This window comes from Labrys wisconsinensis, from assembly GCF_030814995.1.
Classification (GTDB): Bacteria; Pseudomonadota; Alphaproteobacteria; order Rhizobiales; family Labraceae; genus Labrys; species Labrys wisconsinensis.
The window spans coordinates 315871-331853 of record NZ_JAUSVX010000007.1 but is presented as its reverse complement, the minus strand read 5'-3'; the positions used below and the strand labels follow the sequence as shown (position 1 = coordinate 331853).

Annotated in this window: 15 protein-coding genes; 14 read left to right on the top strand and 1 reads right to left on the bottom strand. The window is 67.9% G+C overall.

What is annotated here, in order from left to right; translation table 11 throughout:
• From QO011_RS20220 to QO011_RS20210, 3 genes are read left to right on the top strand one after another with little or no spacing between them, the layout of a single operon-like run.
• Nucleotides 1–1104, top strand: coding sequence for a carbon-phosphorus lyase complex subunit (locus tag QO011_RS20220; protein WP_307275540.1), 1104 nt, complete (start codon nucleotides 1–3; stop codon nucleotides 1102–1104).
• A complete protein-coding gene (locus QO011_RS20215) occupies nucleotides 1101–2039 on the top strand; it encodes an alpha-D-ribose 1-methylphosphonate 5-phosphate C-P-lyase PhnJ (protein ID WP_307275538.1) in 939 nt (312 codons plus the stop codon). Before QO011_RS20220 ends, QO011_RS20215 begins: the two co-directional genes overlap by 4 nt.
• A 26-nt stretch (nucleotides 2040–2065) precedes the next feature.
• Nucleotides 2066–3214 (top strand): alpha-D-ribose 1-methylphosphonate 5-triphosphate diphosphatase, encoded by a 1149-nt coding sequence (locus QO011_RS20210; RefSeq protein ID WP_307275536.1) that lies wholly within the window; start codon nucleotides 2066–2068, stop codon nucleotides 3212–3214.
• 44 nt (nucleotides 3215–3258) lie between these two features.
• On the opposite strand, the gene phnF is transcribed toward QO011_RS20210, so the two are convergent.
• Nucleotides 3259–3993 (bottom strand): phosphonate metabolism transcriptional regulator PhnF, encoded by a 735-nt coding sequence (gene phnF, locus QO011_RS20205; protein ID WP_307275534.1) that lies wholly within the window; start codon nucleotides 3991–3993, stop codon nucleotides 3259–3261.
• 388 nt (nucleotides 3994–4381) lie between these two features.
• On the opposite strand from phnF, the gene QO011_RS20200 reads away from it, so the two are divergent.
• The 11 genes from QO011_RS20200 (at nucleotide 4382) to QO011_RS20150 (ending at nucleotide 15970) form a co-directional block, all read left to right on the top strand.
• A complete protein-coding gene (locus QO011_RS20200; protein WP_307275532.1) occupies nucleotides 4382–5329 on the top strand; it encodes a TauD/TfdA dioxygenase family protein in 948 nt (315 codons plus the stop codon).
• Nucleotides 5330–5384: 55 nt separating this feature from the next.
• The gene (locus QO011_RS20195; RefSeq protein WP_307275529.1) at nucleotides 5385–6893 is read left to right on the top strand and encodes an ABC transporter substrate-binding protein; all 1509 of its coding nucleotides are present in this window, start codon (nucleotides 5385–5387) and stop codon (nucleotides 6891–6893) included.
• A gap of 159 nt (nucleotides 6894–7052) precedes the next feature.
• Nucleotides 7053–8036: an ABC transporter permease gene (locus QO011_RS20190; RefSeq protein ID WP_307275524.1), complete on the top strand. Its 984-nt coding sequence runs from the start codon at nucleotides 7053–7055 to the stop codon at nucleotides 8034–8036.
• Between the two features lie 14 nt (nucleotides 8037–8050).
• Nucleotides 8051–8878 carry an ABC transporter permease gene (locus QO011_RS20185; protein WP_307275521.1) on the top strand — a complete coding sequence of 276 codons (828 nt, stop codon included), beginning with the start codon at nucleotides 8051–8053 and terminating at the stop codon, nucleotides 8876–8878.
• The gene (locus tag QO011_RS20180; RefSeq protein WP_307275518.1) at nucleotides 8850–10805 is read left to right on the top strand and encodes an ABC transporter ATP-binding protein; all 1956 of its coding nucleotides are present in this window, start codon (nucleotides 8850–8852) and stop codon (nucleotides 10803–10805) included. Before QO011_RS20185 ends, QO011_RS20180 begins: the two co-directional genes overlap by 29 nt.
• Before the next feature lie 157 nt (nucleotides 10806–10962).
• The gene (locus QO011_RS20175) at nucleotides 10963–11331 is read left to right on the top strand and encodes a Rid family hydrolase (RefSeq protein WP_307275517.1); all 369 of its coding nucleotides are present in this window, start codon (nucleotides 10963–10965) and stop codon (nucleotides 11329–11331) included.
• A 137-nt stretch (nucleotides 11332–11468) separates the two neighbouring features.
• A complete protein-coding gene (locus tag QO011_RS20170; protein ID WP_307275514.1) occupies nucleotides 11469–11777 on the top strand; it encodes a hypothetical protein in 309 nt (102 codons plus the stop codon).
• A 157-nt stretch (nucleotides 11778–11934) separates the two neighbouring features.
• The gene (dusA, locus tag QO011_RS20165) at nucleotides 11935–12933 is read left to right on the top strand and encodes a tRNA dihydrouridine(20/20a) synthase DusA (RefSeq protein WP_307275511.1); all 999 of its coding nucleotides are present in this window, start codon (nucleotides 11935–11937) and stop codon (nucleotides 12931–12933) included.
• Nucleotides 12934–13018: 85 nt separating this feature from the next.
• On the top strand, nucleotides 13019–13738 hold the full coding sequence (locus QO011_RS20160) for a FadR/GntR family transcriptional regulator (RefSeq protein ID WP_307275508.1): 720 nt from the start codon (nucleotides 13019–13021) through the stop codon (nucleotides 13736–13738).
• A gap of 10 nt (nucleotides 13739–13748) precedes the next feature.
• Nucleotides 13749–14942 carry a mandelate racemase/muconate lactonizing enzyme family protein gene (locus QO011_RS20155; protein ID WP_307275506.1) on the top strand — a complete coding sequence of 398 codons (1194 nt, stop codon included), beginning with the start codon at nucleotides 13749–13751 and terminating at the stop codon, nucleotides 14940–14942.
• 53 nt (nucleotides 14943–14995) lie between these two features.
• Entirely contained in the window at nucleotides 14996–15970 is a 975-nt protein-coding gene (locus tag QO011_RS20150; RefSeq protein ID WP_307275502.1) for a sugar ABC transporter substrate-binding protein, read from the top strand.
• The last annotated feature ends 13 nt before the right edge of the window (nucleotides 15971–15983 follow it).

Sequence of the window (15983 nt, the reverse complement as noted above, 5' to 3'; positions counted from 1 at the left end):
ATGTATTCGACCATTCGCGGCGGCGAGGCCGCCATCGCAGCGTCCCACGATCTTCTGGCCGCCAAGCGCCGCGGCGATCCGAGCCTGGCCGAAATCACGGTCGCTCAGATCCAGGAGCAGCTGGGGCTGGCCGTCGACCGGGTCATGGCGGAAGGTGCTCTCTACGACCGCACGCTGGCCGCGCTCTCGGTCAAGCAGGCGCAAGGCGATCTCGCCGAGGCGATCTTTCTGCTCAGGGCCTCGCGCACCACGCTCGAACGCTTCGGCGCGAGCCTGCCGGTCGACCCGGCCGGGATGACCATCCGCCGCCGCATCTCGACGACGCACAAGGACGTGCCGGGCGGCCAGATTCTCGGACCGACCTACGACTATACCCACCGGCTCATCGACTTCGATCTTCTCGGCGAGGCGCCCCCGGCCGCTCCGGAGGGTGATGGCCTCCTGCGCCGGGACGGGGCGCTCGAGCGGCGGGACTGCCCCGAACGCGAGATCGCGGAGATGGAGCCGGTCGGCACCGACGAGGCGGCGCCCCGGGACCTCACGCGCGAGCCGGTGAGCTTTCCGGCGTCCCGCGGCGAGCGCCTGCAGAATCTGGCGCGCGCCGACGAAGGCTTCCTCGTCGGGCTCGCCTATTCGAGCCTGCGCGGATATGGCCGCACCCATCCATTCATCACCGAAATCCGCTTCGGCGACGTGCTGGTGGACATGGTGATCCCGGAGCTCGGGATCACCGTCGCGATCGGCGAGATCGCGGCGACGGAGTGCCAGATGCTGGACCCCTTCCCGGGCGACGAAGCGCGGCCGCCGCAGTTCACGCGCGGCTACGGCCTCGCCTTCGGCCAGTCCGAGCGCAAGGCGATCGCCATGGCCATCGTCGACCGCACCTTGCGCGCGGCCGAGTTCGGGGAGGACGCCAATCATCCCGTGCAGGATGAGGAGTTCGTCATGGCGCATTCCGACAACGTCGATGCCTCGGGGCTGATCCAGCACCTGAAGCTGCCGCACTATGTCGACTTCCAGGCGGAGCTCCAGCTCATGCGCAAGCTGCGATCGGACTTTGCGGCGCGCCGCGCGGCGCCCGAAACCACGGAGCCTGTCTCGTGACGACCGATCCCTTCGGCGATCTCAACGCGAGTCCGGGACATGGCTTCGCCTATCTCGATGCCCAGACGAAGCGGTCGATTCGCCGCGCCATCCTGAAGGCGGTGGCGATCCCCGGCTATCAGACGCCGTTTTCGAGCCGGGAAATGCCGGTGCCGCCCGGATGGGGGACCGGCGGCATCCAGGTCACGGCGAGCCTGATCATGCCGGGCGACGTGCTCAAGGTCATCGACCAGGGCGCCGACGATGCCACCAATGCCATCACCATCCGGTCCTTCTTCCAGAAGGTCGCCGGCGTCCAGACGACGCCGCGCGCCAGCCTGGCCACGATCATCCAGACCCGGCATCGCATTCCCGAGGTGCCGCTTCGCGACAATCAGATCCTGGTGCTCCAGGTGCCGCAACCCGATCCGTTCCGCCGCCTGGTGCCGCGCGAACGCGACACGCGCCTGATCCATGGCCTCGGCGACTACGGCCTGATGTCGGTGCTCCTCTACGAGAACATCGCACGCTTTGGAAGCATCGCCATCGCCTACGACTATCCCGTCCAGGTCCATGACCGCTATATCGTCTCGCCCTCGCCGATTCCGAAGTTCGACAATCCCAAGCTCCATCGCAGCCCGGCCCTGGCGCTGTTCGGGGCCGGTCGCGAGCGCCGACTCTACGCCATCCCGCCCTATACCAGCGTGCGGAGCCTCGATTTCGACGACCATCCCTTCGCCGTGCAGCATTGGCCGGCGCGATGCTCCGCCTGCGGATCCGCCGACACCTATCTCGATGAGCTGGCCGTCGATGATGGCGGCGTCCGCCGCTACGTCTGTTCCGACACCGATACCTGCGCAACACGGATCGAGGCGGCGGCCGGACGCGCGAGGCGCCAGGCCGGCGGCGGCCTCGAGCCGAGCCTGCCGGAACCTGCCGACATGCTGAAGGAGTGACGAGAATGTGGCGAGATGCTCCCCAGGTGGGCAGTGAATCCGGCCTGGCCCCACAGGTCTTCACCAATGCGCGCATCGTGACCGCATCGGAGGTGATCGAGGGGCGGCTGTGCGTGGAAGGCACGCGCATCGCTGCCATCGAGCGGGGCGGGAGCGCCCTGCCGTCGGCCATCGACTGCCACGGCGATTTTCTGCTGCCGGGCTTTGTCGATGTCCACACGGATCATCTGGAAAAGCACGCCATGCCGAGGGCAGGCGTGTTCTGGCCGCCGGTATCCGCTGTCCTGGCCCATGATGCCATCATCGCGGCCGCCGGCATCACGACCGTGTTCAACTCGCTCTGCCTCGGCGCCATGGGCAAGCCCCATCGCAAGATCCTCCTGCCGGGCATGGTCGAAGGAGTGCGGACGGCGCGCGCCGCCGGGCTCCTGCGCGTCGACCATCTCTTGCATCTGCGCTGCGATCTCGGCGATCCCGATCTCGAAGCAGGGCTCGCCGCCCATATCGACGATCCGACGCTGCGCTTCCTGACGATTCTCGACGACAGCGCCGAGCGAAACGGTCCCGACCGCTATCGCAAGCTGCTGCGGGACCGAGGCCCCATCGGCGACGAGGACCTGGAGCGCCGGCTGCAGGCGAGCCTGGCGAACGATCCGCCGCTCTGCGCGCAGCGTCGTCGCTGGCTCGTCGAGCGCGCTCGGGATCGCGGCGTGACCATCGCCAGCCATGACGACCTGCGGTCCGCGCATATCGACGAAGCCGTCGAGCTCGGCATGACGATCTCGGAATTTCCGATCACGCAGGAGGCCGCGTCGGCGGCCCATGCGGCGGGCCTGACGATCATCGCCGGCGCGCCGAACATCGTCAACGGCGGCTCGCATTTCGGCAATGTCTCGGTCGCGGACCTGGCGATGCGCGACATGGTGGCGATCCTCTGCTCGGACTACGTGCCGGCCAGCCTGGTGCATGCGGTCTTCATGCTTGCCGATCGCCCGGGAGGACCGTCGCTGCCTCGGGCGGTCGCCATGATTTCCGCGGCGCCGGCACGCATCTTCGGGCTCGAGGATCGCGGCGTCCTCGCACCAGGCTTTCGGGCGGATATGGTGCGCCTGGCGCGGATCGACGCGGTGCCGGTGGTCAAAGGCGTCTGGCGCGAGGGGCGGCGCGTCGCCTGAAGCGTTTTGCGGGTCCCGGCGAGTCCACCCGATCGCAAAACGCTTCAGCCGGTGGGCACGCCGTCGAACTGCACGACGAACTCCACCCAGCGGGACGACGCGAGAGAGTGGGAGAACTGAACCGGCCGGCCTTCCTCATCGACATTGACATTCCGCACGGACAGAACCGGCACGGAGCGCGGCTGCTCCAGCAAGGCCGCATCGGGCTGCGAGAGCATCGCCGCCGACAGGCGGCTCTCCCGCCGGGTGAACTTCGGCACGCCGCAACGGCGCAACGCTTCCGTGATCGAGCCGGTCTCTTCCAGGGCCACCCCGATGCCGTCCAGGCGAGGCAAGGGGAAATAGATGTTCGACAGAATGGCCGCATGATCGTCGATCAGGTTCAGCATGCGGATCCGATGGACGAACCGGGTGGCCGGCACGCCCAGCGCCAGGCCGATTTCGCTGCCGGCGCGCACGCGTCCACTGTCCAGAACCCGGCGGGTCTCCACCCGGTTGATCCGCCGCAGCGTGGCGCTCAGCTTCGTCTGCGGCCCGAGCGAATGCACGATGGTTTGTTCGCGAACGAAGCTTCCGACACCGTGCTGAACGCGAATCAGGCCCTGCTCGCGCAGCCGTTCGATGGCGCGCCGCACCGTGTTGCGATGGACCTGAAATTCATCGGCCAGGTCGTTTTCGGCCGGCAATTGCTGCCCCTGGGCCATCACGCCACGGACGATGCGCGTCTGGAGAGTGCTGTAAACGCGGCGCCAGGGAAAGTGCGCGTCGTTTTGCGTCATCGGCTGCGCTCCTTTCGGGCCGCACGGCAAGGTCTACGACCCGAGTTGCGGGCCGGACGATCTCTGCGCCCGGATTATTCCATTGCTGCCCAGCGTTCGCAATAAAGCGGCGAGGGGCCGGGAAAGTCGAACCCGACCCGAAACGTCGTCGACGAAGGTGGCTGTCGGCGATGTATTTAGTCGGCTCAGTATAACGCGAGACCAATTGCCGAGTGGTCCAAGCAACTTCACACTCCTGTCGTCCACACGTCACCAACCAACGTGAAAAAGCAATATATTAAATTTATAACACACGAAGTGCCGCCGCCACGATCGGCGCCCTGCATTGACATGAGCAGCGTCCGCCGTCTTGCGATCCGCCGGCGGACCCACGCATGGGAGCGATGGAATGATCTCGGTGCGTCCGGCTTCCGCCCACCTCGGCGCTGATGTGAGTGGCCTCTCCTTTGCAGAGATCGTCGATCGCGACGATCCGGACCTTTTTGCGCAGGTGAGCGCGGCGCTCGACCGTCATCTGGTGCTGCGGTTTCGCGACCAGCCCGTCGATCCCGAGCGCTTCGTGGCCTTCGCCCGTCATTTCGGCACCCTGGTCAATCTCAAGCGGGCCGAGAACGTCGATGCCCTCCATGTCGAGGAGCATCCGCTGATCAAGGTCATCTCCAACGCCTATGCCGCCGATGGACGCCCGCTCGGCGACGTCAACAACTCGTCGCAGCAGATCTGGCACAGCGACGGCTGCACGCAGCCCGCGCCGCCGGCCAAGACGTTCTTCTTCGGGCGCAAGGCGCCGGCCAATCCGCCCCGGACGATGTGGCTGCACATGGTCGAGGTCTTCCGGCGCATGCCCGAAGATCTGAAGGCGACGATCACGCCGCTGAGCGCGATCCATTCCGTCCACAACAATCCGAACGAGATCGCCCTGTTCCTGCGCCGCGGCTCGATCGGCATGGACAAGCTCCGCGAGGGGACACGCCACCCGCTCGTGTGCCGGCACCCTTCGACAGGAAAGCCGTTGCTCTATCTGCCCCGTCGTCGCGACACCCTTATCGTCGGCATGGATCTCGCCGAGAGCCGCGAGATCATGGACAGGCTCTGGGACTTCGTGCTGACGCAGACCTGCTGGTGGGGCGCGGGGATGGCGGAGAACGACCTCGTCATCTGGGACAATCTGGCGACGTTGCACGGGCGCGAAGGGTGGGAGAGCACCGAGGAGCGCGTCATGTGGCACGTCGCGACGACGGGCACGCCGCTCCTGGCCGCCTGCGGGGACGGCGACGGGGGCACGGTCGAGCGAGCGTCCGCGGAGCAGCATCTGTTGACGCCCTTGCTCGTCTAGGGCGCCGGTCGGACGGATATCGTCGCGACACACCACTCAGCGCGGAAACTCTCCCATGCGCAGACGCATCTCGATCATGGTCAGGCTCCTTGCGGGGGCGATGATCGGCCTCTGCCTCCTGAACGGGGCGACCGCCGGCACGCTCCGGCTCGCCAATGAGGGCAGCTTTCGCGGGGCGGACTCGCTCGATCCGATTTCGCCGGTGCGCTTCTACATCGCCAACCAGATGATCTACAGCCAGCTGGTGCGCGCGGGAGAGGATGGCCGGCCCGCTCCGGATCTCGCGGTTGCCTGGTCTTCCTCCGCAGACGCGCGGGACTGGACCTTCACGCTCCGCCGGGGCGTCAAGTTCCACGACGGCAGCGATTTCGGCGCGGCCGACGTGGTCTATACGCTTACCCGGATCAACAGCGACAAGCTGAAGAGCCCGCTGCGGTCGGTCCTGTCGCTGATCGATACGGTCAAGGCCGTCGACCCCTATACGGTCGGCATCCACCTGAAGACGCCGTACGCCGATTTTCCGCTTCTCCTGATGGACTACCGCGTCCGGATCCTGTCGGCCGCGCACGACAGCGGCAACACCGACGTCGCCAACGCCTCCGGCATCGGCACCGGGCCCTTCAAGCTGGTGAAGCTCGACACGCTTGGCACCACGGTTCTCGAAGCCTTCGACGGCTATTGGGAAGGAAGGCCGAAGATCGACCGCGTCGAGATCATCAACATGCCCGATCAGCAGGCCCGCGTGCAGGCCCTGCTCGCCGGGCAGCTGGACCTCGTGCTGTCGATCAACCAGCAGCAGCGCGCGCTCTTCGAGGAAAGCGACGGCTTCGTCGTGCAGCCGGTGCAGACGGGCGACTGGCGCGGCATCGCCATGCGCACCAACGTGCCGCCCTTCGCCGATGCCCGGGTCCGCAAGGCTCTGCGCATCCTGGCCGATCGCAGCACGATGGTCCGCCTCGTGCTGGGCGAGGGCGGCGGCGAGGTCTCGTGCGACACGCCGGCGTGGTCCGGCGACCCCTACAGCACCGTACGCACATGCCCGCCCGACCCTGCCGAGGCCAAGCGGCTGCTCGCGGCGGCGGGCTTTCCGAACGGGCTCGATCTGACGCTGTACACGTCCGGCGTCGACGAGGTCTTTCCGCGATTGGCGGAGGTCTATCAGCAGCAGGCCGCTGCCGCCAACGTGCGCATCGCGATCCGGCTCGTGCCCTCGGACAGCTATTTTTCGACGGTCTGGCTGAAGCGGGAATTCGTCATGGTCCGTTGGTCGCAACGCCCAGCGGACCAGATCCTCAACGAGGCCTACCGGACGGGCGGACCCTGGAACGAGTCGGCTTTCGCCAATGCCCGGTTCGACGACGTCCTGACGGCTGCCCGCCAGGAGCTCGATCCGGCGAAGCGCAAGGCCCTCTATGGCGAGGCGCAGGATATTCTCTTCGACGACGGGGGCACGCTCATTCCGTTCCACATCAATCGCCTGCGGGTGATGAGCAACCGTGTGACCGGCCTTGCGCCGGTGCAGGACTTCTCCATCCGCTGGCAGGACGTCTCCGTTGCGAACTGAGGCTGTCATGGACCGGAACAGCCTGCCGGAGCAAAGCGCGTTCGGGCGAAAGCGCTGCTTTGCTCCAGCTTTTTCCTTCGACGCGTCTTGGCGATCCTTGGCGGGGCCGCCATGTCGCAAAACGCGTTAGGGCGTGCGTTGTCCGTCGGGAAACCTGCCATGGGCCGTTGGAGCCTGCCGGTGCTGATCTTCGCCGCCCGCCGGCTCGGGCTCGCCGCGTCGGCCTTGCTCACGGTGACGATCGTCGTGATGGGGGTGACCGAGATCCTGCCGGGAGATGCCTGCACGGCCTATCTCGGCGAGTTCATCGAGCCGGATGTCCTGGCCAGCTGCCGCCAGGATCTCGGGCTGGACCAGCCGGCCTACGTCCGCTACGCGAAGTGGGTGACGGATCTCGCCCACGGCAATCTCGGCGTCTCCTTCAAGCTGCAGCGGCCCGTCACCGAAATCCTTCCGCCGCGCATCCGCAACACCGTCCTCCTGGCCGGAATGGCGGCCATCGTCGCGATCCCGCTCGCCCTGGGCCTTGGTGTTTTCGCTGCGCTCCATCGTGATCGCGCCGCCGATCTTGCGATCTCCGGCATGAGCGTCGGCCTGATGGCCGTGCCGGAATTCGTCACCATGGCGCTTCTCGTGCTGGTCTTCGCGCTGAAATTGAAGTGGCTTCCAGCCGTCACGACCGCGCCGCCGACGGCTCCGATCAGCCATCTCCTGTCATCGGCCGCCTTGCCCGCGACGGCGCTGGTGGTCGTCATCACCGCCCACATCCTGCGCATCTCGCGGGCCGCGGTGATCGAGGTGCTCGACAGCGGTTACATCGAGATGGCGCGGCTTCGCGGCGTGCCGCCGCTTCGCCTGGCGCTTCGGCACGTTCTGCCGAGCGCCTCGGCCGCGACGGTCGGCGTCGTGGCCCTGACCATGGCCTGGCTCCTCGGCGGCGTCGTCCTCGTCGAGCAGGTGGCGAATTATCCCGGCCTCGGCACGCTGATGGTGCAGGCGGTCTACGATCGGGACATCCCGCTGCTGCAGGCCGTCACCCTCGTCTTTGCGGCCACCTATATCGGGATCAACCTCTGCGCCGACCTTTTCGTCATGGTCCTGATCCCGAAGCTGCGTCCCGCGGCAGGCGTATCCTCGTCATGAGGCCCGGTGCGCCCATGGTTCTGGGCCAGGCCGGCATGGCAGGCCTGATCGTCGTCGCACTCCACCTGCTCGTCGCCGCGGTCGCGACGGCCTGGGTGCCGGCGGATCCCTTGCATATGAGCGCCGATCAGATCCTGCTCGGGCCCTCCTGGGACCATTGGTTCGGCACCGACCAGCTCGGCCGCGATGTCCTGTCGCGCACTTTGGCGGGCGGGCGCATCGCCATTGCGACGACGGCTGCGGCAGCCTTGCTGGCCCTTGGTCTGGGGGCCACCATCGGCATCTCGGCGGGCGTGGCGGGAGGCTTCTGGGACGATCTGGCGATGCACGCGGTCGATGCGCTCCTCGCCGTTCCCAAGCTTCTGTTCCTCCTGCTCGTCGTCGGCGTGTTCGGTGGCGGCCTGGCGACCCTGGTGCTCACGTTCGGTGTGCTCCATGGACTTTCCGTCGCGCGCGTCGCGCGCGCATCGGCCCGAGAGATCGCCTCGCGCGATTTCGTCTGGGCTGCGAGAGCCCGCGGGGAGGGCTGGTTCGGTCTCGTCGTCCGGGAAGTCCTGCCCAATCTCGCCGGCGTCCTGCTCGTCGATGGGGCGATGCGCTGGTCGTGGATGCTCATCACCTTCAGTTCGCTGTCCTTCCTCGGCCTGGGCGTGTCGCCGCCGACGCCCGACTGGGGCTCGATGATTGCCGACGCGCGCACCGTGCTGGGCGTGGCGCCCTGGGCGGCGCTGGCGCCCTGCCTGGCCCTGACCTCCCTCATTCTCGGCGTCAATTTTCTCGGAGGGGCTCTCGGCCATGCCATGAGCGCCGACCATGCCGCCCGCACTGCGACGTCACTGTGAGAGCCACCGCAAGATCATGACTTCGGCCTCGCTCAAGCTTCTGCCGATGTCGGCGCCGCAGCCCTCTCTCATCCGCATCGAGGGATTGACGATCGGCGTCGATCCGCACCCGGCGGGCGGGAACGCCAGGCCGATCCTCGGCGACGTCCATCTTGCCGTCTCTTCGGGCGAACGTGTCGGCATTGTCGGGGAGTCGGGCTCCGGCAAGAGCTCGCTCCTGTTCGCCCTCATGGGCCATCTCAGGCGCAACCTGCGCCGCGTGGCCGGACGCGTCTTGGTCGAGGGGCAGGACATGTTCGCTCTGACGCCGCAGCAGGCCCGCATGCTGCGCGGCGGCGCGATCGGTCTGGTGCCGCAGAATGCCGGGCTCGCCCTGACCCCGACCATGCGGGTGGGCCGGCAGATCGAGGAGGCGCTCGCCCTGCATGCCGGCCTGCCGCGGAGCGAGCGGCGCGAGCGGTGCTTCGACCTTCTCGCGCAGGTGCAGCTCGGCGACGAGATCCGGCGCATCGCCGAGAGCTATCCGCATCAATTGTCCGGCGGCCAGCAGCAGCGTTGCGCCGTCGCGCTCGCGCTTGCCGGCGAGCCCAGGGTCCTGTTGCTCGACGAACCCACGACGGGCCTCGACGCCACCACGCGGACCGGCCTCCTCGCCATGCTCGCCGGCCTGGTCGAGAAGGCAGGGATGACGGTCGTGCTCGTCAGCCACGATTTCGGCGCCGTCGAGCGCCTGTGCGACCGCGTCGCCGTGCTCTACGCAGGGCAGATCGTCGAGGATGGTCCGACGTCCCGGCTGTTGCGTCATCCCCGGCACCCCTATTCGGCCGGGTTGCTCGCGTCCCTGCCACGTCTCGACGACGCCGCATTGCGCCCCGCGATGCCGGGTCAACGTCCCGCGCCCGAAGCGACGTTCCTGGGATGCGCTTTTGCGCCCCGGTGTCCCTCCGCATCCCTGCCATGCCGGTCGACGCCGCCGAACGTCGTCGCGATCGGGCGAAGCCTCGTCAGATGTCACACCCCCTTGACGCAGGGCTGGTTGTCCTCGGCCGATCGCGGCGTGCGGAAGCCGGTGCCGATGCCGGTCGGTCACCAGCTCCTGGCCGTGCAGGGCCTTGCCGCTTCCTATGGTTCGCGGCGTTTCACGCTCACGAGAGGCAACGCCCATCGACCCCGCCTGCCGGATGAGACCATCCCCGGGCTCGACGACGTGACGTTCTCGCTGCGCCGCGGCGAGACGCTCGGGGTCATCGGCGAGTCCGGATCGGGCAAGTCGACGCTGCTGCGTGTCCTCGCCGGCCTTCACACCCCGCTGGCCGGCACGATTGGCTTCGACGACGGCATCGACCTGACGGTGTCCGTGGCCAGGCGCTCTCGCGATACGCTGCGGCGGATTCAGATCGTGTTTCAGGATCCGGAGAGCTCGCTCAACCCCCGCCACACCGTCGAGCATATCCTCGGCGCGCCGCTGCGCCTCTATTTCGGGCTCGAGGGGCCACGAGCGCGACATCGAGCGGCGGAGCTTCTCGATCGCGTGCGGCTGGACCGCGGCTATCTCAACCGGCTCCCCTCGACATTGTCGGGCGGCGAGAAGCAGCGGGTCGCCATCGCGCGGGCTCTGGCCGCCGAGCCGGATATCATCCTGCTGGACGAGGTGACGTCAGCCCTCGACGTCTCGGTCCAGGCCGCCATTCTCGAGCTCCTGGTCGACGTGCAGAGGGAGAGAAACGTCGCCTATGTCTTCGTGTCGCACGATCTCGCGGTCGTCCGGGCCTTTGCGCACGTCGTCGCCGTGCTGCGCAAAGGCCGCGTCGTGGAGATCGCCGAGGCGGACTATCTGTTCCGGCGGCCTGCCCATCCCTACACGCGGACCCTTCTGGCCGCCGTCAGTACTCTGTCCCGAGGCCATTCCGAGCCGGTGGAAGCCTAGCATCAGAGCGAACGGAGGCGTCGGCAGGACGGCAATCGCGGGCTGGTCCGTTGGACTGACGAGGCCGGCCGGCGTACAAACGCAGCCGGAGCCAGGCTGCGCTCGGCGAGGTGGCGCCGCTGATCGAAAGCATGGCGCCTTGCGGAGGAGGCATGTCATGTCGTCGGAATGGCCGGTCCTGAGGTCGCCTGGCGTCGCCCCCGGTCGGAGCTCGGGATCCGCCTTCGGCGGGCTCGCATGCGCTGTCGCGACATCCGACGACAAATCTTTGAATCTGGATGGTCAGGCCAGGCGCTGCTTTGCGAAGATCGATCGCGTGTTGAATGATCTCGGCACGGACAAACGATTTCTTCTGTCGGTGACGGTCTATCTCTCCAACATCGGCGACAAGGATGTGTTCGAGGCGGCATGGCGCGACTGGGTCGGCGATGACTCGCGTTTTTGGCCGCAGCGCGCTTGCATCGGGGCAGCGCTCTCACCCGGAACGCTCGTCGAGCTTTCGGTGACGGCCGGACGGCCGGCATGAACCGAGGCTGGACCAATCCAGCGAGACCAGACATCGACATTGCCCCTTCCGGGCGCGCATCCCGGCCGGTGCTCCTCCCATGAGACGACGAGCTTGACGGCGCCGATGTCGATGCCGAGCGTCACGGGACCTGAGCCTTGCGCCGCGCGGTCACGACCGAACCGAATGAGGCGCTCCCGATCGAGCGAGGTCAGGTTACACGCTCCGAGTTCGCGCTTCAGGTGCTCGAGCGTCGCGGCCTTCGAGCGGAGAGGGGCCTTGCCGACCTCGCGCATGTCCGCGATATGAAGGTCGACGAGTTCACCGAACGTCGTGAGGCGCGCGATCCGGGAGGGGGCGGCGTCTCGCCGCGGCCGACCTGGCACTCGGCCTCCACGGCCCAGCGCCGTGCGTCGTCGCGGCGCAGGAAGGTCTCGCTCACCGAACGGCCTTTGCGGCGAACCTGAACTCGCCAATTGCCAAACTTCTGCTTACGGATCGAGGCCATTTTTTCGGGTGCAAAACGGGTGCAATGGAACGTCGAAACGTGGCGAAACACAGCGTGTCGTGGCGGGCAAAAGTGCACACGAAAACGTCCCGTGTGCATTGATATGTAAGGGAAAAATGGAACAATATCAAGGGTTTAGATTGGCCGTTGCCCCCATGATGGATTGGACGGACCGGCATTGCCGCGTCTTCCACCGCATCCTGTCGCGCCGGGCTCGGCTCTATAGCGAGATGGTGACGACGGGCGCGGTGCTGCACGGCGACCGCACGCGCCTGCTCGGTTTCTCGCCGGAGGAGCATCCGGTGGCGGTTCAGCTCGGCGGCTCCAATCCGGCCGACCTCGCGCGGGCGGCGCGCATCTGCGAGGAGCTCGGCTATGATGAGGTCAACCTCAATGTCGGCTGCCCGTCCGACCGGGTGCAGGAGGGCCGCTTCGGCGCCTGCCTGATGCAGGAGCCGGCCCTGGTCGGGGAGGGCGTGGCCGCGATGAAGGCGGCAGTGCATATTCCCGTCACGGTCAAGTGCCGCATCGGCGTCGACGAGCAGGACCCGGAGGCTGCCCTCGACGCCCTGGTCGCCGCGGTGCACGCGGCCGGCGTCGACGGCCTCACCGTCCATGCGCGCAAGGCCTGGCTCAAGGGGCTCAGCCCGCGCGAGAACCGCGACATCCCGCCGCTCGACCATGACCGCGTCTACCGGCTCAAGGCCGCCCATCCCGACCTGCCGGTGGCGATCAACGGCGGTATCAGGTCCGTTGCCGAGTGGCGCGAGCACCTCGCCCGGCTCGACGGGGTGATGATCGGCCGCGAGGCCTACCAGAACCCCGAGATCCTGCTGGCCGTCGACCCGGAGCTGCACGGCGAGCCGGCGCCGGTCGCCGACGGCTTCGAGGCGATCGAGCGCATGCTGCCCTATGTCGAGGCGCGGCTGGCCGAAGGCGTCAGGCTGAGCGCCATCACGCGCCATATGATCGGCCTGTTCCCCGGCCGGCCGGGCGCGCGGCTCTACCGCCGCCACCTCGCCACCGAGTCGGTCAAGCCCGGCGCCGGCACCGGCGTGCTGCGCGAGGCGGCCGAGCACGTGCGCCGCGCCGAGCGCCGCCTCGAGGCGGCCTGAGCACCCGCCGCGGGAGGATTGACAAACTGATCCGGAAAAGCTGTTCTACCTGCGATAAGAACCTGTAAGACAGCTTGGAGGGACGGTGGTCGCAGGCCCGCTCGAGACGGAGGCGCCGGAGGTCGGCCTGGTCGACCGGGTGATCGCCGCGGTCAAGGACCATATCCGCTCCAACGGCCTCGCCCCCGGCGACGTGCTGCCGAGCGAGAGCGCCCTGGCGCTGCAGATCGGCGTGTCGCGCGCCGTGGTGCGCGAGGCCTTCCGCTCCATGGTCGCCCTGCGGCTGATCGACATCGGCAACGGCCGCCGCGCCCGCGTCTCGAAGATCGACCCGAGCGTGCTGGCCAGCATGCTCGACCATGCCGTCCATACCGACCAGATCACCATCCAGCAGATCTACGACACCCGTCGGACCATCGAGCTTCGGACCGTGACGCTGGCGGCCATGCGACGCTCCGACCGCGAGGCGGCCGAGATCGCGGCGCTGGCGGCGGGGATGCGGCGGGATTTCTTCGAGGCGGAGGCGGTGATGGAGCACGACATCGCCTTCCACGAGGCGATCGGGCGCGCCTCGCGCAACCCGATGCTGAACCTGATCGTCGGCTCCTTCCACGTCGTCACCCGCCAGACCTGGGGCATCGGCTGGAAGAGCCGGACCAGCGACGGGCAGCGCATGGCCAGCGTCGAGTGCCACGAGGCGATCGCTCGGGCGATCACCGCGCGCGACCACGAGGCGGCGCAGGCCCTGATGGCCGAGCATTTCGACCTCTCGGTCAAGGCACTCCTCGCCGCCGGCATCAATTGACGGGCCGGCCATGAAGATCACCGCCCTCGAGACCATCCGCCTCCAGGAGTTCGCCAATCTCCTCTGGCTGAAGGTGCACACGGACGAGGGCCTGACCGGGCTCGGCGAGACCTTCTTCATGCCGGCCACGGTGGAAGCCTATGTGCACGAGGTGCTCGCCCCCAAGGTCATCGGCCGGGATCCGCTCGCCATCGACCGGCTCGCCCGCGACGTGACCGGCTATCTCGGCTTCCGCTCGACCGGCGTCGAGGCCCGCGGCAATTCCGCCTTCGACATCGCCCTGTGGGACCTGTTCGGCCGGGCGACCGGCCAGCCGATCGCCCAATTGCTCGGCGGCTTCTCGCGCCGCAAGATCCGCACCTACAACACCTGCGCCGGCACCGCCTACATGCGCGAGGCCAGGGGCCAGAGCAGCGCCAACTGGGGCCTCGGCGGCAAGGAGCTCGACGACCTCGACGCCTTCCTCCACCGCGCCGACGAGCTGGCTGAGGATCTCCTCGCCGAGGGCATCACGGCGATGAAGATCTGGCCCTTCGACCTTGCCGCCGAAAAATCCGACGGCTGGTCGATCCCGGCGGCGGAGCTGAAGGCGGCGCTGGTGCCCTTCGAGAAGATCCGCGCCGCGGTCGGCGACCGGATCGACATCATGGTCGAGTTCCACTCGCTCTGGCAGCTGCTGCCGGCGATCGAGATCGCCAAGGCCCTGACGCCGCTCCGCACCTTCTGGCACGAGGATCCGATCCGGATGGATTCGCTCGGCGACCTCGCGCGCTATGCCGCGGTCTCGCCGGCGCCGATCTGCGCCTCGGAGACGCTCGGCAGCCGCTGGGCCTTCCGCGACCTGCTCGAGACCGGCGCGGCCGGGGTGGTGATGCTCGATATCGCCTGGTGCGGCGGCCTGTCCGAGGCCCGCAAGATCGCCGCCATGGCGGAGGCCTGGCACCTGCCGGTCGCCCCGCACGACTGCACCGGGCCGGTGGTGCTGTGCGCCTCGACCCATCTCTCGCTCAACGCGCCGAACGCCCTGATCCAGGAGAGCGTGCGCGCCTATTACCGCACCTGGTACCGCGATCTCGTCACCGCGGTGCCCCCGGTGGTGGACGGTGAGATCACCGTCCCGCCGGGCCCCGGGCTCGGGCTGGAGCTCGCGCCTGACATCACCAAGCGATTCACGGCGACGGTCCGCACCTCCAGGGGAGACTGACGGGGCGGCCGCGAACACACCGCAAGAACAACGTCCAAGGGAGGAACAAGGACATGCGGAATTCAGTGCTCGGGGCGAGTCTTCTCGCCCTGCTGATCGGCTGCGGCGCGGCCGAGGCGGCGCCCCTCACCATCGCCTTCACCATCCACTCCTCGGCCTCGAACACGTTCTGGCAGAGCGTCAAGAAGGGCTTCGAGGATGCGTGCGGCAAGGTCCAGGCCAATTGCCAGATGATCTTCACGCAGACCGAGGGCTCGGTCGAGCAGCAGGCGGCCAACATGCAGGCGGCGCTGGCCCGCAAGCCCGATGCGCTCATCACCACCATCGTCGACAACAAGGCCTTCGACCAGATCATCGCCGACGCCCGCAAGGCCGGCATCATCGTCATCGCCGCCAATGTCGACGACACCGAGGGCGCGGCCGGCAATGCCCGCCAGGCCTTCATCGGCCAGGGCTTCATCCCCGCCGGCTATTCGCTCGCCAAGGCGCAGGCGCGCAATTTCCCCAAGGACGGCCCGATCAAGGTGCTGGTCGGCATCTCCGCGCCCGGCCAGAACTGGTCGGAGCAGCGCGGCGCCGGCGTGATCAAGTTCATGGAGGAGTTCAAGAAGGCCAATCCCGGCCGCGAGGTCTCGATCGAGCGCATCGATTCCGGCACGGACCTCGCCATCACCGCCGACCGCGTCGGCGCCTATCTCAATGCCCATCCCGACACGACCGCCTATTTCGACACCGGCTACTGGCATGCCGCCGTCGCCCGCGTGCTCAAGGACCGCGGCGTGCCGCCGGGCAAGGTGCTACTCGGCGGCTTCGACCTGGTGCCCGAGGTGCTGCAGCAGATGAAGGCGGGCTACGTGCAGGTGCAGGTCGACCAGCAGCCCTACATGCAGGGCTTCATGCCGGTCATGGAGGCCTATCTCGCCAAGACCGCCGGCCTGGCGCCCGCCGACATCGACACCGGGCAGGGCATCGTCACGCCCGACCAGGTCGACACGATCATGGCGCTGTCGAAGCAGGGCCTGCGATGAGCGAGGCCACGCG